Genomic DNA, 18,318 nt, shown 5'->3' on the forward strand with positions numbered 1-18,318 from the left:
GCATCATTGCTGATGGCGATGGTGCGGCGTGAAACTTGCTAGTTCCTCTCCACCGGTCAGGGGCGCGCAACCGCGACGTTCACTCTCGGCCGTGATCAAGGGGAACGGGAATGAACAGACGTGAATTTGCGAAGCTGCTGGGGTTGAGTGCGGCCGCCTTGTCCGGCATTCCGCTTGGAGTGACCCGTGCCGTCGGCCAGACCAAGGGCGGCACGCTCAACACCATTATCCAGCCCGAACCGCCGATCCTTGTAACCGCACTGAACCAGCAGCAGCCGACCCTCACTTTGGGCGGCAAGATTTATGAAAGCCTGCTGCGCTACGGTGCCGATCTCAAACCGATGCCGGGTCTTGCACAATCCTGGGACATGTCGCCGGACGGCCTCACCTATACTTTCAAACTCTTTCCCGGCATCACCTTCCACGACGGAAAGCCGCTGACATCGGAAGACGTAGTGTTTTCGGTGACAAAGGTGCTGACCGAAACCCATGCACGCGCTCGTGGCACCTTCCTGCGCATCGAAACAGCAGAAGCCCCGGATCCGCTCACGGTGGTGTTCAAGCTGAAGGCGCCTTTCGCGCCATTTCTCGGCTCTTTCGATTGCACAACCGCACCTATCGTGCCGAAGCACATTTATGAAGGTACTGATTTCCGCAAGAATCCAGCCAACGCGCAGGCCATCGGCTGCGGTCCGTTCAAACTGAAAGAGTGGGTGAAGGGATCGCACGTTCATCTCGTCAAGCATGAAGGCTACTACCGCAAGGGTGAGCCATATCTGGACGAAATCATCTATCGCGTGATTCCGGACGGCGCATCGCGCGCCGTTGCGCTCGAGCAGGGCAAGGTACAGCTGACGCAGTGGACCGATGTCGAACTCTTCGATGTGGCGCGACTGTCGAAGCTGCCCAATGTGACGATGACGACGAAAGGCTACGAATTCTTCGCGCCGCATTTCTGGCTGGAGTTCAACCTCCGCGTCAAGCCGATGGACGACAAGCGTTTCCGTCAGGCTGTAATGTTTGCGATCGATCGCAAGGCGATGCTGCAACGGGTTTTCTTCGGGCTCGGGAAGGTTGCGACCGGCCCTGTGTCGTCGAAGACGCGTTTCTATGAAGGGGACGTCAAGTCCTATGACTACTCGCTTGACAGAGCGAAGACGCTGCTCGACGAAATGGGGCTCAAGCCCGGTGCGGACGGCAAGCGCGTCACGCTCAAATATCTGGTGCCGCCCTACGGTGAGTTGTGGCAGCGCAGCGCCGAGTACTTCAAGCAGTCTCTCGGTCGTGTCGGCATCGACGTACAACTCGAGAATCTCGATATGGCTGGCTGGGCGGAGCGAGTCAGTAACTGGAATTACGAAATGACCAGCAATCTGCTGTATCAGCTCGGTGATCCCGCATTGGGTGTAGCGCGCAGTTATGTATCGTCAAACATTCGAAAAGGTATCCTGTTTTCAAATGTCGCGGGCTATTCCAATCCTGAGGTAGACAGGCTATTCGAGGAAGCCGCCGTGGCGACCTCCGACGCCAAACGCCAGGAACTCTACACGGCCGTGCAAAAAATCATCGTAGAAGAAGTCCCGATCGCATGGATGATCGAGCAAGACTTCCCGAACTTCATCGACAAGCGGTTGAAGAATGTCATCACCTCCGGCATCGGCGTGCATGAAACATTCGGAGCCGTCACACTCGGTTGAAATCGAAAGTCAGGATAGGGCGGCGGTCGCCGGGCGTACCGCGCCTGGCGATCGCTGTTATAAAAAGGAAAAGACTATGAACAGGCGTGAATTCGCAAAGTTGATGGGTGTCAGCGCGGTGGCTCTCTCGGGCATTCCGTTGGGCATAACGCGAGCTGCCGGGCAGACCAAGGGCGGTACGCTCAACACCATCATCCAGCCGGAGCCGCCGATTCTGGTCACCGCGTTGAACCAGCAGCAGCCGACCCTCACGCTGGGCGGCAAGATTTATGAGAGCCTGCTGCGCTACGGCCCCGATCTCAAGCCGATGCCCGGACTCGCGCAGTCCTGGGAGGTCTCGCCAGATGGCCTGACCTATACATTCAAGCTCTTCCCCAACATCACTTTCCACGACGGCAAGCCGCTGACGTCGGAAGACGTTGTGTTCTCCATGACCAAGATGCTGCCGGAGACGCATGCCCGTGCGCGTGCGATTTATTCGCGCATCGAAAGGGCCGAGACGCCGGATCCGCTCACTGTGATCTTCAAGCTCAAGGCCCCGTTTGCTCCGTTCCTTACCGCGCTCGACTGCACCACCGGTCCGATCGTGCCGAAGCATATCTATGACGGCTCGGATTATCGCAAGAATCCGGCGAATGCCCAGGCGATCGGCTCGGGTCCGTTCAAGCTCAAGGAATGGGTCAAGGGCTCGCATGTTCATCTCGTGCGCCACGAAGGTTATTATCGCAAGGACGAACCGTATCTCGACGAGGTCATCTATCGCGTTATTCCGGACGCCGCCTCGCGCTCGGTGGCGCTGGAGCAGGGCAAGATCCAGCTTACGCAGTGGAACGATATCGAGTTCTATGATGTCGCACGCCTGTCGAAGCTGCCGAATTACGAGATGACCACCAAGGGCTACGAGTATTTCGCCCCGCATCAGTGGCTGGAGCTCAACAACCGCGTCAAGCCGATGGACGACAAACGTTTCCGTCAGGCCATCGCCCATGCGCTCGATCTGAAGTCGATGGCAGCACGCGTTTATTTCGGCATGCCGAAGATCGCAACCGGCCCGGTGTCGTCGAAGACCAGGTTCTACGAGAAAGATGTCAAGCGCTACGACTACTCCGTCGAGAAAGCCAAGGCGTTGCTGGACGAAATGGGTCTCAAGCCCGGTCCCGACGGCAAGCGCGTTACGTTGAAATATTTGATCCCGCCTTATGGCGAGGTCTATCAGCGTGCCGGCGAGTTCATTCGTCAGTCGCTCGGTCGCGCCGGCATCGACATCCAGTTGGAGAACACCGATGTTGGCGGCTGGGCCGAGAAATTCTCGAATTGGGATTACGAGATCACCGGAAATCTCGTCTATCAGTACGGCGATCCGGCGCTCGGTGTGTCGCGCACGTACATCTCATCAAACATCAAGAAGGGCATCCTGTTCTCGAACACCGCCGGCTATTCCAATCCTGAAGTCGACCGACTCTTCGACGAGGCTGCGTCGACTATCGACGAAGCGAAACGCCAGGAACTCTACAGCAAGGTGCAGAAGATCCTGGTCGAGGACGTGCCTGTGGTCTGGATGTTCGAAGCAGCTTATCCGACCTTCATCGACAAGCGCCTGAAGAACGTCACTTCGACCGGCGTCGGCGTGCATGAGTCGTTCAGCTCGGTGTATTTCGGATGAGTTCGGCTGCAATCAACAAGGGCGGCCGTGCTGGCGCGGTCGCTCTCGCCCTTGCGAGTTGGGTAGTGAAATTCGTCGCGGTGGTGCTCGTCATCGCGACGTTCAACTTCATTCTTGTTCATGCAGCCCCTGGCGATCCCGCTCAGGTCATCGCGGGTCAGAGTGGCGCGTCTGACGAAAAATTGCTGGAGCAGCTCCGCGCCGAATACGGTCTGGACAAGCCCTATCCAGTGCAGCTCGCGAACTATCTCGGGCGTGTGCTCACCCTGGACCTCGGCTATTCCTATCGCCAGCAACGCACGGTGGCGTCGCTGATCCTGGAACGTTTGCCGGCCACGCTGCTGCTCACGGCGACCGCATTCATTCTGGCGCTGATCTCGGGCATCTTTCTCGGCACCCTCGCTGGCATTCGCGCCGGCAAGTGGTCGGATACGCTACTCACTATCGTGTCCCTTCTGCTGTATGCAACGCCCGTATTCTGGCTTGGCCTGATGCTGGTGCTGCTATTCGCTGTCGAACTCGATTGGCTACCGGCATTTGGCTACGCCACTATCGGCGTGCAGATGACGACGTTCGAGCGCATGCTCGACATTGGCAAGCACATGATCCTGCCGGTTGTCTCGCTGGCCGCCGTGTATCTGGCGATCTATACGCGCCTGATGCGTTCGTCGGTGCTTGACGTCACCCATCAGGACTTCATCAAGACCGCCAAGGCTAAGGGCCTGAAGCAGGGCGCCATCATCATCCGCCATATTCTGCGCAACGCGATGCTTCCGATCGTGACGGTGGCCGGCATGCAAGCCGGTGCGTTGGTCGGCGGGGCGGTGGTGATCGAGACCGTGTTCGCCTGGCCTGGACTCGGCCGTCTCATCTATGACGCGCTGCTGCAGCGCGATTATCCGGTGCTGCTCGGTGTGTTCCTGGTGATGTCAGTGATCGTGATCGCACTCAACCTTCTGACCGACGCGATTTACCGGATGATCGATCCGCGTGTCTCCGTGCGTGCGGCATCGTGAACGGAAGCTGGCAATGACGACCTTCAAAGCTTTTCTCCGTCACCCCACCGGAATGATCGGCCTGTTCATTCTGCTCTGCGTGGTACTCCTCGCGGTGTCTGCGCCATGGCTGTTCCCCGACGATCCCTGGGATATGGTCGGTGCGCCGTTCCAGCCCCCGCTCAGCGAGGGACTCTGGCTTGGCTCCGATATGCTCGGCCGCGACGTCGCGGCCGGCATCGCCCATGGTGCCCGCATCTCGCTGATCATCGGCGTGGTGTCGACCCTGACTTCCTTGATCATCGGCGTCACCATCGGCGCCATCGCGGGTTATTTTGGCGGCAAGGTCGATGAGGTCATGATGCGCCTCACCGAACTCTTCCAGACGATTCCGGGTTTCGTGCTGGCGATCCTGCTGGTGGCGACGCTGGGACCGAAGATTTCCAATGTGATCTTTGCGATCGGCATCGTCAGCTGGCCGCCGCTCGCGCGCCTGACGCGTGCGGAATTCATGCGCCTGCGTGGCCGTGAATTCGTGCAGGCCGCGGTGTGTCAGGGGCAGCGTGCGATCACCGTGGTGCTTCGCCGTATCCTGCCCAACGCGATCTCACCGATCATCGTCACTGGTTCGCTAGCTGTCGCCAGTGCAATCCTGATCGAGAGTGCGCTCAGCTTCATGGGCCTCGGCGATCCCAATCTGATGTCCTGGGGTTTCATGATCGGTGCCGCGCGCACGGTGATCCGTCAGGCATGGTGGATGAGCGTGTTTCCCGGCCTCGCCATCCTGCTCACCGTGCTCGCCATCAATCTCGTGGGTGAAGGTCTCAACGACGTCATGAACCCGCGCATTTCACGTAGGCGATAATCCCGATGACCGATAACACTCTCCTCGCCATCGAGAACCTCGCCATCAGTCTGCCGTCGGGCGCGGATCGCGCCTTCGCGGTCGAGGGCGTGTCCTTCAACGTCAACCGTAACGAGATCGTTTGTCTCGTCGGCGAGTCCGGCTCGGGCAAGTCGATGACGGCGCATGCGATCCTGCGCCTGCTGCCGGATCGCACCGGCATCGCGCAGGGCTCCGTCAAGTTCGATGGTCAGGACGTCGCAAAGGCCGAAGAAGCCACCATGCGCAAACTGCGCGGCGGTGCGATCTCCATGATCTTCCAGGAACCGCTCAGCGCGCTCAATCCGCTTGCCCGTGTCGGCCAGCAGATTGCAGAGTCGATCGTCACACACGCCAAGCCAGCCCTATCCAGGGAAGCCGTCGATGCTCGTGTGCAGGAACTGATCAAGGCCGTCGGTCTGCCGGATCCCGTGGCGCTCGCGCGCAGCTTCCCGTTCCAGCTCTCGGGCGGTCAGCGTCAGCGCATCATGATCGCGATGGCCATGGCGAACAATCCGGCGCTGCTGCTGGCGGACGAGCCGACCACCGCGCTCGACGTCACCACTCAGAAGCAAATTCTCGCCTTGGTGAAGAAGCTGCAAGCTGAGCGCGGCATGGGCGTGCTGCTGATCACCCATGACTTCGGTGTCGTCGCCGATGTGGCCGACCGCGTCGTCGTGATGCGCAATGGTCGCGTCGTCGAGCAGGGCACGGTGGATGAAGTGCTGCGCAATCCGAAGGACGATTACACTAAGAGTCTGATCGCAGCCGTTCCCGGCGGCCGCTCGCTCAATGCGGCCGACCGCAAGATCACGGGCGAACCGATCCTGGATGCGGTCGGTCTCAACAAGACCTTCATCACAAAACAGGGCATGTTTCTGCCCCCGCGTCGTACGGACGCCGTGCAGAATATCTCGCTTGCGTTGCAGGCGCGCGAGACGGTGGCGATCGTCGGCGAGTCCGGTTCGGGCAAGTCGACCCTTGGCCGTCTGATCATGCGTCTGGTCGAGCCGGATACCGGATCGGTGAAGTTCTCCGGTTCCGATCTGTTGGCGCAACGTGGTGAAAATCTTCGACAGATGCGCCGCAAGATCCAGATCGTATTCCAAGATCCGTTTGCGGCGCTCGATCCGCGGCAGAAGGTGGGGGATGCCATTGCCGGCGGTCCGATTGCCTATGGCACGCCCGCCCGGCAGGCGATGGCGGATGCCAAGAAGCTGCTGGTTCGCGTCGGTCTGCAGGAAAGTGCGGCTGAACGCTATCCGCACGAGTTCTCGGGCGGCCAGCGCCAGCGCATCTGCATCGCGCGTGCGCTAGCCCTGAAGCCGCAGGTGCTGGTGGCGGACGAAGCGGTATCGGCGCTCGACGTGTCGGTACAGGCGCAGGTGCTCAAACTGCTCGCCGAGCTGCGCGAGGAGATGAATCTGGCCATGATCTTCATCACCCACGATCTCCGCGTCGCCGCCGAAATTGCCGACCGCATCGTCGTGATGCGTCGCGGTGAGATCGTCGAGCAGGGCCCGACGCAGACGATCTTCGAGAATCCGGGCAACGACTATACCCGTGCATTGCTCGATGCGATCCCGGGACAGCGCATGTTCGCCGGCCCCGGAATGAAAGCAGCCGCGATCGCCTGAGCGGCCACGGCTCCAAGTCAGCAGACTATATAAGGCAATCAGACCATAGAGGCCGGCTCAGTCCAGTTTGACGCCGGCCTCTGTCACGACCTTGCGCCAGCGGGCGACATCGGCTGAGACCATTTTACCAAATTCCGGACCGGCGACATCCGGCACGTCGGAGCCGTTGCGCTCCCACGCATCCTTGATCGCCGTTGTCTGCAGCGCTTCCTTCAGTTCCTTTTTCATGCGCTCGATGATGTCTGCCGGTGTGCCTTTCGGCGCGAACAGTCCGTACCAGGTAGCGACTTCGTAGTTCTGCAGTCCAGCTTCTGCGGCTGTCGGAATATCAGGGAAAGCCGGCACGCGCTTCGGCGCGGCGATGGCGAGGGCGCGCAATTGACCGGCACGGATCGGGGCAGCCGATGAGCCGAGGCCGTCGAAAACGACCGGGACATGACCTGCGATCAGATCCTGCATGGCGGGGCCTGCGCCACGATAGGGGACATGCTGGATCTTGGACTGGGTGAGGATCTTGAACAATTCACCGGCGAGATGATGCGTGGTGCCGGCGCCGGCAGAGCCGTAAGAGAGCTTGTCCGGATTGGCCTTGGCAAAGGCGATGAATTCGCCGAGCGTCTTGGCCTGTACCTTGTCCGGATTGACCACCACCACCTGCGGCGGCCGTGAAATCAGCGCCACCGGGATGAAGTCCTTTTCGATATCATAATCGAGATTGGGATAGAGTGATGGCGCGATCGCATGGTGCGCCGCACCCATGAAGAACGTATAGCCGTCCGGTGCCGCTTTTGCCGCAGCGGATGCGCCGACCGTGCCGCCCGCGCCAGCGCGGTTTTCGATGATCACCCGCTTGCCGAGCTGGCTATCGAGCTGGGCGGCGAGTGGCCGCGCAAACGCGTCGGTTCCGCCACCAGCTGCAAATGGCACGATAAAGGTGATCTGCTTTTGCGGCCAGCCCTGAGCGTGCGCATTGCCGGCAATGGTTGAAAAGCCAGCCATGGCAGCGAGCATGGCGATATGAACGGCTTTGATCCGCACGTTAATCCTCCCGATATGCTGCGCCATTGGTGGCGCTTGTGTGCATGTTCGGCGAGATTTGACCTTCATGCAAGCCGGTCAGCCCTGTGCGGCGCGTCAAACGGGCTTGCGGGAGGCGTTTCCAAGTGCTGTGAGCACCGCATCTCCAGTCTTGCGCGTATGCTCGCTGAGCGCCGCCGAAAACCCGTCGGGGTCGCGTGCGCGCATCAGTTCCATGAATGCTTCATGTTCCTGCACGGATGCGTCCCATCGTCCCGCATCGGTGTTGGCTGCGGCACGGGCACGATAGATATTCACATTGAGCGTGGTCCAGATATTGAGAAGGACCGGATTGCCGGCGAGTCTTGTGATCTCGATATGGATGTCCTGATTGAGCCGGAAGTAGGCGACGCGTTCGGCTGCGCGATGCAGTTCGACCAGCTGTCGATGCATATGATCCAGGCGATCGATGTCGGTGTCCGTTGCCAAGGTCACCGCCGCATGGCCGGCGATGCGGTCCAGCGCCACCATGACCGAGAAACTGTCTGCGATTTCGTTGCAATCGATCGGGGTCACCACCGGTGTACGATGCGGGCGCAGTTCGATGAGCCCTTCGGACGCCAGAATTTTGAAGGCCTCGCGTAGCGGGGTCCGCGACACGGCGAATGTCTCACACAGCATCCGTTCGGGGAGTGGCGCACCGGCCTGCAACTCACCTTCGACGATCATTTCGCGAACCCGGGCGAGCAACTGGTGATGCAGCGACATCCGATCGAGTGGGCGCGCAGGCGTATCGGCGGCAAGCTTCAGCCGCTTGGGCTTGAAGCGCGTGCGGAGCACAGGGCGCGACGTGACGTCATTCATCATTCAATTCCAGCGTGTCCGTTGCCTTGGAAACAGTCCGAGCGCTTAAAAAAAGTGCGTTGTAAGCGCACATAAAATAATATCTTCTAATTGAAATTACTAGATAAAATAATGATTGGATATCGTATTAAATTTGGCACGTTGCTTGCTCTCCTGGGTGGGACTGCGAATTCCCCGCTTTCCTTCAGGAGATTGCGATCATGCGGAAGTTCATTTCTGGTCTCTTTGTCTTGCTTGCCTTGTCGTTGTCGGCTCCGGCCGCGTTTTCTCAATCCGAGCCGGTGATCAAGGTCGGCTTTGCGAAATGTGCGCATTGCACGCCGATGTCGCTGACGCCGCAATATGCCAAGGGCGTGAAAATCGACGCGATCGCCTTCAACACGGGAACCGATGCGCTGACCGCTTTGGTGTCGAAGAATATCGACGTCGCGCAGGCCACCTACCTGCACTATGCCATTGCGCTCGATAAGGGCTTCGATGTCGTGGCCATTTCCGGGCAGGTGAATGGCGGCTCGGCCATGCTGGTGGCCAATGATCTGGCAGTCACGCCGAATGACTGGGCGTCGCTGAAGAAGGCCATCGCGGATTTCAAGGCGGCCGGTAAGCCGTTCCGCGTCGCTGCCTCGCGGGGCAATGCGCAGGACATCCATATGCGCGGCGCCTTCGCCAAAGAAGGCATCGACATCAACAAGGATGTGCAGTTCGTCAATATTCCCAATCCGTCCGATCACCTGCAGGCGCTGCGCCGCGGCGAGGTCGAGCTGATCTGCACGGTCGAGCCTTTCGCGACGCAGATCCTGCAGAACAAGGCGGCCAAGCTGTTCGGGCTCCCTTACGATCAGGCGGCCGGCAAGCTGACCAACATCATTCTCACCCGCTCTGATGTCGTGAAGGACAAGCCGAAGCAGCTTGAGGAGGTCGTGCGCGCGGTCGTCAAAGTCGGTGATTTCATTGCGGCCGACAAGCCTGCCCTGATCGACGTGATTTCGAAGATCACCGGCCTCGACAAGAGCGTTGCGGCCGGCGCGGTCGACAACCTCGATCCGGATCCGAAGCTGTATCGCGCCTCGGCCCGCGCCATCGCCGTCATGATGCGCGACCTGAAATACATCAATGCCGACGTGTCCGCCGCGGTCGAGAAGAACATGGACTACCAGTTTCTCGAAGCCGTGACCGGCAAGCCGAAGACCGCGCTTGGTTACTGAGGCAGGTCATGCAGCAGGTTCTCTCGATGGTCAGGCGGCTGGATCGGTACATCGTGCCTGTATTAATCCTGGCGGGCTGGGAAGCGTTTTCGCGCACGGGCGCGTTGCCGGCAGCATTGTTGCCGGCGCCGTCCACGGTGCTGTGGGCCTGGGCTGACTGGGTGTTCGGCACCGACGGCAATGCGCAGACCTATAGCGGCCGCTGGCTGTTCGACATGTTGTCGAGCGTGCTGCGCGTCATCGCAGGCTTTTCCATCGCGACGGTGCTTGCAGTGTCGCTCGGCGTGGCTATCGGCTGGTCGCGCAGCATCGAGGTGATCATCGAGCCGACGCTGCAGACGCTGCGCCCGATTCCCCCGGTGTCGTGGATTCCGCTGGCGATCATCTGGTTCGGAATCGCCGACAAGCCGGCGATCTTTCTGGTTTTTCTTGGTGCCTTCTTTCCGATCCTGCTGAATACGATTCACGGCGTGAAGTCGTGCGATCGCAATCTCATTCGCGCCGGGGCGATGGTCGGCGGTGGCAATCGGCAATTGCTGCGCTTCATCGTTTTTCCGGCGGCGCTGCCGAGTATCTTCGCCGGTCTACGCATCGGCATCGGTTCGGCATGGATGCTCACCGTGACCGCGGAGATGGTGGCGGTGAAGAGCGGCCTTGGCTATGTGCTGTGGGATTCCTACTACTTCCTGCGTTACGACCTGGTCCTTGCTGCCATGGCAAGCATCGGTCTGCTTGGCTTTCTCAGCGACTTCGGCATTCGACTGTTGATGGCACGCGTGCTCCACTGGCAGCGCAACACCACGATCCGCAGCGGGGAGGGCTAGCCATGGCGACGATCCAGATCTCTCACGTCTCCAAGGTGTTCAAGGACGCCAAGCGCAAGACCGATGTCACGGCACTGGACGACATCAATATCGAGGTGGCGAAGAACCAGTTTCTCTGCCTGCTTGGTCCGAGTGGTTGCGGCAAATCGACTTTGCTGAACATGATTGCCGGCTTCGAGAAACCGTCGTCGGGATCGGTGACGGTCGATGGCCAGCCGATCACGGCGCCCGGCGCAGATCGCGGCGTCGTGTTCCAGCAAGCCAATCTGATGCCCTGGCTGCCAGTCTGGGAAAATGTCGGTTTCCATCTCCTGCTGCGCGGTGGCCAGAAAGCGGTGCGCCGTGAAATCGCGCAGCGCTATATCGACATGGTGGGCCTCACCGGCTTCGAGAACCATTACCCTTCCGAGCTTTCCGGTGGCATGAACCAGCGTGTCGGCATCGCGCGGGCGTTGCTGATGAATCCCCAGGTCATCCTGATGGACGAGCCGTTCGGCGCGCTCGACGAGCAGACCCGCATGGACATGCAGAACGAACTCGTCCGCATCTGGCAACAGCATCAGGGGACCATCGTCTTCGTAACGCATGGGATCGATGAAGCGCTCACGCTCGGCACGCATGTGGCTGTCATGAGCGCGCGCCCTGGCCGCATCCGCGAGATCATCCCGCTGGATCTGCCGCGGCCCCGCGACATCACGAGCCCGCAGTTCAATGAGATCAAGCGTCACATTCTCGATCTCCTGCGCACCGAGCGCGCAGCGCCCTCTCTCGCAACACTGGATCACCCATGACCAAACGAGTTCTGCTTGGAATGCTCACACCGTCGTCGAACACGGCGCTGGAGCCCATCACCACGGCGATGCTGAACGAGTTGCCGGAAGTCTCCGCGCATTTCTCGCGCTTCAGGGTGACCGAGATTGCCTTGTCTGATCGGGCGCTGGCCCAGTTCGACAACAGCGAGATCCTACGTGCGGCAGAGCTTCTGGCGCATGCCAAGGTCGATGTCATCGGCTGGAATGGTACCTCGTCCGGTTGGCTCGGCTTCGAGGCGGATCATCGCCTCTGTGAACAGATCTCAGCGGCGACCGGTATCCCCGCGACAACTTCTATGCTGGCGCTCAATGAAATTCTCGACGAGAAAAAAGTGCAGCGTCTCGGTTACGTCACGCCTTATCTGGACGACGTGCAGGCCCGCATCATCGCCAATTATGAAAAGCTGGGATTCCCCTGCCATAGTGAGCGGCATCTCGGCTTGCAGGATAACTTCTCTTTCTCGGAAGTGCCGCTTTCGCAACTCGAACAGATGGCACGCGATGTGGCGCGTGACGGGGCAGACGCCATCACCGTCATCTGCACCAATCTGCGCGTTGCGACATCGGTCGCCAGGCTGGAGAAGGAGGTCGGCGTGCCGATCTACGACACCATTGCGACCGTGGTCTGGAAGAGCCTGAAGATGGCGGGAGTCGATACGCGGCGCATCACCCAATGGGGCTCGTTGTTCCAGGAGTTTTGATCGTCCTCAATCGTCAAGGCGCTGCATCTGCGCAGGAGAGTTCTGATGGCTGCTTTCGATACCGTCATCCGTCACGGCACGATCGCCACGGCAAGCGAAACCTACAAGGCGGATGTCGGCATCCGCGACGGCCGGATCGTTGCCATCGGCGAGGCACTGACCGACGCGACGGTCATTGTCGATGCCGCGGGACTTCTGGTGCTGCCTGGCGGCATCGATAGCCATGTCCATATCTCGCAGCCATCCGGCGAAGGCATCGTGATGGCGGATGATTTCGAAAGTGCCACCCGTGCCGCGGCATTCGGCGGCAACACCTTTGTGATGCCCTATTGCCTGCAGCAGAAAGGGCAGCCGATCCGCGAAGCGCTGAAGGAATACCACGCGCTGGCCGATCGGAATTGTTACGTCGATCATTCCTTTCATCTGATCGTCGCCGATCCCACCGATGCCGTGCTGGGTCAGGAGCTTCCGGCGCTGATCGCCGATGGCTATTCATCGCTGAAGGTCTTCATGACCTATGCGGATCTCGCGCTCAGCGATCTGCAGATACTGAACGTGCTGTCGGTGGCGCGTGAATCCGGTGCGTTGGTTCAGGTGCACGCAGAAAATTACGACGCCATCCGCTTCCTGGTCGACAGACTCGAACGCGACGGCAATGTCGGGCCGTATTTTCATGCCAAGTCGCGTCCGATCCCGGTGGAACGCGAAGCCACGCATCGCGCCATATCATTGGCTGAGCTGGTGGATGTTTCGCTGGTTGTCGTTCACGTCTCCAACCGTGAATCGATGGAGGAGATCCGCCGTGCGCAAATGCGTGGATTGACGATCTACGGCGAGACTTGCCCGCAATATCTCGTGCTGACGGAAGAGGACCTCAAGGACCTCGGGATGCAAGGCGCGAAATATGTCTGCTCGCCGCCCCCACGCGACTTCGCGTCGCAGCTGGCCTGCTGGGAGGGCTTGCAGCAGGGCGTTTTCACGTTGTTCTCATCCGACCATTGTCCGTTTCGTTATGATGATCCGGCTGGCAAGCTGACGCCGCGTGCGCGCACCAGTTTCCGCTGGATCCCGAACGGCATTCCGGGCGTCGAGACGCGATTGCCGATCCTGTTCTCGGAAGGTGTCAGCAAGGGACGCATCACGCTGAACCAGTTCGTCGCACTGACATCGAGCAACCACGCCAAAACCTATGGATTGAAAGGCAAGGGGGCGATCGCTGTCGGATACGATGCCGACATCGCGTTGTGGGATCCGAAACGCAAAGCGACGCTGACGCAGGCAAACCTTCATCACGGTGCGGACTACACACCTTACGAGGGCATCGAGATTACAGGCTGGCCAGTGGCAACCATGTTGCGGGGAAATTTCGTTGTGCGGGACGGTCAATTGGTCGGAACCAAACTGGGCGGACACTACGTCAACCGCGCGCCACGCTAGCATCTCGGTGGCATGGACATTCCCGTGCCATGACCCTTGCGTGACATAAGCGGATACGGTGCAGTGAAGCACCGGTTCGCACCGCGAGGGTGGAAATATGATTATCAGCGGCGACCGGCGCATCGACTAGCCCGGCATCATGTAGCGTATCGCCAAAGCGGCGACTGGATTTCAGGCACTTGGCGCGGGGCGGGACGCGCCCGGTCGCCATGATGCTGCGCAATGATTTCGCGCTGTTCGAGACTGGATTGCTTCGTCGCTGCGCTCCTCGCAATGACGACCTGTAACAAAAAAGAAGGCGCGGGGCTTATCATCCCGCGCCTCATTCGTTTCATCCGCCAGGGATCAGGTGTTGATCCAGACCGACTTGACGTTGAGATACTCGTCAATGTGGTGGACACCCGACTCGCGGCCGTAACCGCTCATCTTGTACCCGCCGAACGGCACGGCGGGGTCCATCGCTTGATAGCAGTTCACCCACACCGAGCCGGCTTGCAGGGCCTTGGCGAGGCGATGCGCCTTACTGACATCCTTGGTCCAGACGCCGCTGCCGAGGCCGAACATGGTGTTGTTGGCGCGCTGCACGAGGTCGTCCATCTCCTCGAAGGCGATGGCCGAGATCACCGGCCCGAAGATTTCTTCCTGCGCGATCTTCATGCTGTCCTGTACGTCGGCAAACACTGTGGGCTGCACGAAGTAACCTTTGGCCAGATCGCCATCGGTGAGGCGGCCGCCGCCGGACAGTGCCTTGGCGCCTTCGCCGGCACCGGTGCTCAGATAGCCGGTGACGCGGTCGAGCTGTTCCTTGGAGACCAACGGTCCGAGCTGAATGCTGGGGTCGACGCCGTTGCCGACCTTCAGCTTCTTGGCGAATTCAGCCACCTTGCCGACGAATTCGTTATAGATTTTTTTCTCGACGAACAGGCGGGTGCCGGCGCTGCAGATCTGGCCGGAATTGGCGAATACCGCCATGGCGGCGCCGGGAACGGCGGCATCAAGATCGGCATCGGCAAACACGATGTTCGGCGATTTGCCGCCGAGTTCAAGCGACACGCGCTTGAGGTTGCCGGCCGAGGCGCGAATGATGGACTGACCGGTGAAGTGCGAACCGGTGAAGGCGACCTTGTTGACGTCCTGATGGGAAGCCAAAGCCGCGCCGGCGGTCTCGCCATAGCCGGGCACGACATTGATCACGCCGGCCGGGAAACCGGCTTCGAGTGCGAGCTCACCGAGGCGCAGTGAGGTCAGCGGTGCTTCCTCGGCGGGCTTGAGCACGACAGTGCAGCCGGTCGCGATGGCAGGGCCGATCTTCCAGACGCTGGCGCTGAGCGGCGAATTCCAGGGAATGATCGCGCCGACGACGCCGACGGGCTCCTTCAGTGTGTAGGAGAAGATCTGGCCGGGCAGCGAGTTTTCGATGGTCTCGCCATAGATCAATGTGGCCTGGCCGGCATAGAAGCGCAGCATGCCGAGGATTCGTTGTTTGCCGGCGAAGGTGCGACTGACCGGTGCACCCATGTCGAGGGTGTCTAGCAGCGCGAGCTCGTCAAAATGTTTTTCGACGAGATCGGCGAATTTCAGCAGCAGGGCCTGGCGCTCATAGGGCTTGGCCTTGCTCCAAGGACCTTCGAAAGCGCGGCGGGCGGCGGCAACTGTAAGATCGATGTCCCTGGCATCGCCTTCGGCGACGGTGGCGAGCAGCTCACCGGTAGCGGGGTTGTGTGTCTCGAATTTTTTGCCGGACTGCGCATCGACCCATTTGCCGTCGATCAGCATCTGCTTGTAGGAGCCGTTCGCATACGGGTGCGACGTGGCGGAGATTGGCTGCATCAAGCCCATGATGATCCTCCCGGGGACTGAATTGTTCTGCCGTTGTGGCGCGCGGAATATATCGTTTCCGCCGGATGGGTAAAGCTTGGGAACACGCGCTGGGCTGCATGGGAGGTCTACGCACGCTATTCATCAGCGTGAATTCGCGCTGGGACTCATTCAGTCGAGCGCGCGACGCCGGAATCGCGCGCATGTCGAAGGGATGCTATAGGCAACGATCGCGTGCGATTTGCGTCGTGTATATCGGTGATGATCGCTTGAAGAACGCTGCAGGAAAGATCGTCGCAGCTGCACCCGAGCGTGTCGATGTGATGATAGCCAATGTCGATGTCGGCGATTTCGCTGCGATCTGCTACTGAACGATACCGACATCCAGGTGTCGATATTTTCGCCGAGTTCGTGAAGATCGAATAATCAGTCAGGGAGCGGGTGTATGGATTACGTCAAATTCGGAAATACCGGTCTTGAAGTTTCGCGGTTGTGTCTGGGATGTATGACCTACGGCGTTCCGGATCGCGGGTCCCATGCGTGGACGTTGGATGAGGAAAAGAGCCGGCCGCTGATCAAGCAGGCCATCGAACTAGGCATCAATTTCTTCGATACCGCGAATGTTTATTCCGACGGCACCTCGGAAGAAATCGTCGGTCGTGCGCTGAAGGATTTTGCCAGGCGTGACGATGTCGTCATCGCGACCAAGGTGTTCAATCGCATGCGCCCGAGGCCGAACGGCGCCGGCCTGTCGCGCAAGGCGATTATGACTGAGATCGATCACAGCCTGCGCCGCCTTGGCACCGACTATGTCGACCTGTATCAGATCCATCGCCTCGACAAGACGACGCCCATCGAGGAGACGATGGAAGCGCTGCACGATGTGGTGAAGGCCGGCAAGGCGCGCTATATCGGCGCTTCGAGCATGTATGCGTGGCAGTTTGCCAAGGCGGTCTACACGTCGCGGCTGAATGGCTGGACGCAGTTCGTCAGCATGCAGAACCACGTCAATCTGCTCAACCGCGAGGAAGAGCGCGAGATGCTGCCGTTCTGCGCCGATCAGGGCATCGCGGTGATGCCGTGGAGCCCGCTCGCACGCGGTCGCCTGACCCGCGCATGGGACGAAACCAGCGAGCGCCAGAAGACCGACGAATTCGGCAAGGGGCTCTATGTCCAGGCCGAAGCGGCCGACCGCAAGATCGTCGAACAGGTCGCCGTGGTGGCAAAATCGCGTGGCGTCCCGCAAGCCCAGGTGGCGATGGCCTGGCTGCTGCAGAAACCCGTCATCACCTCGCCGATCATCGGGGCATCCAAGACGGCGCATCTGACCGATGCGGTTGCGGCGCTCTCGCTCAAGTTGACCAGCGAGGAGATCGCGTCGCTTGAGGCACCTTACGTTCCGCATGCAGTAGCTGGCTTCGGCTAGCAGAAATATTTCGCCTCCATGCCGATCATGCGGGCGCGGAGGCTCTGTACCGGCATGCTGCAGTAATGCCTGTAAATCTCTGGTCTACATCGCTTATTCGGAAATTGGAGCCGCGTGGCTTTGTTCGGCAGGTGTGCTGGATAGCCGAAAGTACCCTTGTGGATTCTGCAATCCCTGAAAGAAGCCCTTAACCGGTATTCATGCACGCTCAGGATGCAGCCGAGGACTCCGGTATTGTTTAATATTGATGCAAGACCTAGCCGATAATTGAAGCCATCCGAAAGCGTGGCAGGAGAATTTTGTGACCCAGCTCGATTCCGAAATCGACGATCTGATTGTTGCCTGCCATGGTGATATCCGCGGCGTCGTTGGTGCGCTCATCATGGTCAATCGTCAGCTCGAAACTGAATTGGCCGAGCTGAAGGCGCAGCTGATTGCCGCGCGGGCCGTCGAGGCGCCAGGTCCTCACGCGGTCCTGCACTGATCGCCGTTAGGATCGAAAGTCTTGCTGATAGCTTAGTAGTAAGCGCTGATCGCAGCAGGCGCGGAATACGTGGGAAACCTACTTCTCATGTATGTTGATGGCCCGGAGGCCCGCTCTGGTCTCCCGGATTCCAGGGAAGTGACGCCCCAGCTGGCGGGCCATCTTTTGCACCGAAGCAGTGTTACGGTTCAGAGCGCCTGCCGCGCGGATCAGGGATGAGCCCTGTTCGGACAGCTCGATCAATCGGCCGATGTCTTGGTCGGTCCATTTGCGTGTAATTGGGCGGGTCATGAGCCTTCCTTGGCGTAGTTGATTCAGGAAATTGAGATCGGCGTGCGACCAACGCGTTCGGGAACTGCATCGCAGAGCCGGGCACATGCCATGCACTGTGGGCTGAGTAGGAACCGCCCGCTTGCTTACGGCGTCATCGCCATGTCTCGATAGTTGCCGCATGGGACAACGGGCAGGGAGTGCCCTGGTTCAGCTGGAACAGCCAAAAGGTCTCGCGAGAACGGTTACGAAATGTGGCGCGATTGTTTCGCCTGCAAGCTGCCGAGGCACGTCATCTGCATTCGCAGATGTTCGCGACTGCAGAGCAGTAGTGCGCTGCGTCGAAACCGATCGTGCGCTGACAACTTGCCCCTCATCGAAGGAGCGGCAGCGGCAATGTCATTTGCGATCTGGAGAACAGTGAACTCCGCCGCTCCGCGCAACATCAAATAGGACGAGGGGCTGGAGACTTAGATGGTGGGCGCACAAGGGATCGAACCTTGGACCTCTCCCGTGTGAAGGGAACGCTCTCCCGCTGAGCTATGCGCCCGGACGTCGCGTGCGGCGTCAGTTATGAAACCGGAC

General features: G+C 59.9%; 16 protein-coding genes and 1 tRNA gene. 13 read left to right on the forward strand and 4 right to left on the reverse strand.

Annotation, left to right across the window (positions count from 1 at the left end; genetic code table 11):
- Nucleotides 1–110 precede the first annotated feature (110 nt).
- The 5 genes from E0H22_RS07860 to E0H22_RS07880 all read left to right on the forward strand — a co-directional run bounded on the left by E0H22_RS07860 (nucleotide 111) and on the right by E0H22_RS07880 (nucleotide 6,875).
- Nucleotides 111–1,697 (forward strand): ABC transporter substrate-binding protein, encoded by a 1,587-nt coding sequence (locus E0H22_RS07860; protein ID WP_233025094.1) that lies wholly within the window; start codon nucleotides 111–113, stop codon nucleotides 1,695–1,697.
- A 76-nt stretch (nucleotides 1,698–1,773) separates the two neighbouring features.
- Nucleotides 1,774–3,360, forward strand: coding sequence for an ABC transporter substrate-binding protein (locus E0H22_RS07865; RefSeq protein ID WP_233025095.1), 1,587 nt, complete (start codon nucleotides 1,774–1,776; stop codon nucleotides 3,358–3,360).
- Nucleotides 3,357–4,376, forward strand: a complete 1,020-nt coding sequence (locus tag E0H22_RS07870; RefSeq protein WP_233025096.1) for an ABC transporter permease — start codon at nucleotides 3,357–3,359, stop codon at nucleotides 4,374–4,376. Before E0H22_RS07865 ends, E0H22_RS07870 begins: the two co-directional genes overlap by 4 nt.
- A gap of 13 nt (nucleotides 4,377–4,389) precedes the next feature.
- Nucleotides 4,390–5,220, forward strand: coding sequence for an ABC transporter permease (locus E0H22_RS07875; RefSeq protein ID WP_233025097.1), 831 nt, complete (start codon nucleotides 4,390–4,392; stop codon nucleotides 5,218–5,220).
- A 5-nt stretch (nucleotides 5,221–5,225) separates the two neighbouring features.
- Nucleotides 5,226–6,875 carry a dipeptide ABC transporter ATP-binding protein gene (locus E0H22_RS07880; RefSeq protein ID WP_233025098.1) on the forward strand — a complete coding sequence of 550 codons (1,650 nt, stop codon included), beginning with the start codon at nucleotides 5,226–5,228 and terminating at the stop codon, nucleotides 6,873–6,875.
- Between the two features lie 57 nt (nucleotides 6,876–6,932).
- Here E0H22_RS07880 and E0H22_RS07885 read toward each other — a convergent pair whose 3' ends face one another.
- Nucleotides 6,933–7,913 (reverse strand): Bug family tripartite tricarboxylate transporter substrate binding protein, encoded by a 981-nt coding sequence (locus E0H22_RS07885; protein ID WP_233025100.1) that lies wholly within the window; start codon nucleotides 7,911–7,913, stop codon nucleotides 6,933–6,935.
- 96 nt (nucleotides 7,914–8,009) lie between these two features.
- Nucleotides 8,010–8,756 (reverse strand): GntR family transcriptional regulator, encoded by a 747-nt coding sequence (locus E0H22_RS07890; protein ID WP_233025102.1) that lies wholly within the window; start codon nucleotides 8,754–8,756, stop codon nucleotides 8,010–8,012.
- A 200-nt stretch (nucleotides 8,757–8,956) separates the two neighbouring features.
- On the opposite strand from E0H22_RS07890, the gene E0H22_RS07895 reads away from it, so the two are divergent.
- The 5 genes from E0H22_RS07895 to hydA are packed head-to-tail and all read left to right on the forward strand — an operon-like array spanning nucleotide 8,957 to nucleotide 13,735.
- Nucleotides 8,957–9,961, forward strand: a complete 1,005-nt coding sequence (locus E0H22_RS07895; RefSeq protein ID WP_233025103.1) for an ABC transporter substrate-binding protein — start codon at nucleotides 8,957–8,959, stop codon at nucleotides 9,959–9,961.
- Nucleotides 9,962–9,969: 8 nt separating this feature from the next.
- Nucleotides 9,970–10,785: an ABC transporter permease gene (locus tag E0H22_RS07900; protein ID WP_233025104.1), complete on the forward strand. Its 816-nt coding sequence runs from the start codon at nucleotides 9,970–9,972 to the stop codon at nucleotides 10,783–10,785.
- A 2-nt stretch (nucleotides 10,786–10,787) separates the two neighbouring features.
- On the forward strand, nucleotides 10,788–11,576 hold the full coding sequence (locus E0H22_RS07905) for an ABC transporter ATP-binding protein (protein ID WP_233025106.1): 789 nt from the start codon (nucleotides 10,788–10,790) through the stop codon (nucleotides 11,574–11,576).
- A complete protein-coding gene (locus E0H22_RS07910; protein ID WP_233025107.1) occupies nucleotides 11,573–12,298 on the forward strand; it encodes a maleate cis-trans isomerase family protein in 726 nt (241 codons plus the stop codon). Before E0H22_RS07905 ends, E0H22_RS07910 begins: the two co-directional genes overlap by 4 nt.
- Before the next feature lie 45 nt (nucleotides 12,299–12,343).
- Complete coding sequence (gene hydA, locus E0H22_RS07915) at nucleotides 12,344–13,735, forward strand: dihydropyrimidinase (RefSeq protein ID WP_233025108.1); 1,392 nt, start codon at nucleotides 12,344–12,346, stop codon at nucleotides 13,733–13,735.
- 345 nt (nucleotides 13,736–14,080) lie between these two features.
- On the opposite strand, the gene E0H22_RS07920 is transcribed toward hydA, so the two are convergent.
- Complete coding sequence (locus tag E0H22_RS07920) at nucleotides 14,081–15,565, reverse strand: aldehyde dehydrogenase family protein (protein WP_430715265.1); 1,485 nt, start codon at nucleotides 15,563–15,565, stop codon at nucleotides 14,081–14,083.
- 236 nt (nucleotides 15,566–15,801) lie between these two features.
- On the opposite strand from E0H22_RS07920, the gene E0H22_RS25915 reads away from it, so the two are divergent.
- The 3 genes from E0H22_RS25915 (at nucleotide 15,802) to E0H22_RS07930 (ending at nucleotide 17,463) form a co-directional block, all read left to right on the forward strand.
- Nucleotides 15,802–15,924, forward strand: a complete 123-nt coding sequence (locus tag E0H22_RS25915; protein ID WP_283818803.1) for a hypothetical protein — start codon at nucleotides 15,802–15,804, stop codon at nucleotides 15,922–15,924.
- 74 nt (nucleotides 15,925–15,998) lie between these two features.
- Nucleotides 15,999–16,979 (forward strand): aldo/keto reductase, encoded by a 981-nt coding sequence (locus E0H22_RS07925; protein WP_233025110.1) that lies wholly within the window; start codon nucleotides 15,999–16,001, stop codon nucleotides 16,977–16,979.
- A 301-nt stretch (nucleotides 16,980–17,280) separates the two neighbouring features.
- Nucleotides 17,281–17,463 carry a hypothetical protein gene (locus E0H22_RS07930; protein WP_233025111.1) on the forward strand — a complete coding sequence of 61 codons (183 nt, stop codon included), beginning with the start codon at nucleotides 17,281–17,283 and terminating at the stop codon, nucleotides 17,461–17,463.
- A gap of 745 nt (nucleotides 17,464–18,208) precedes the next feature.
- Here E0H22_RS07930 and E0H22_RS07935 read toward each other — a convergent pair.
- Nucleotides 18,209–18,283 (reverse strand) — tRNA-Val (locus E0H22_RS07935).
- Nucleotides 18,284–18,318: the final 35 nt, after the last annotated feature.

The sequence above is a fragment of the Rhodopseudomonas boonkerdii genome (genome assembly GCF_021184025.1).
Taxonomy (GTDB): Bacteria; Pseudomonadota; Alphaproteobacteria; order Rhizobiales; family Xanthobacteraceae; genus Tardiphaga; species Tardiphaga boonkerdii.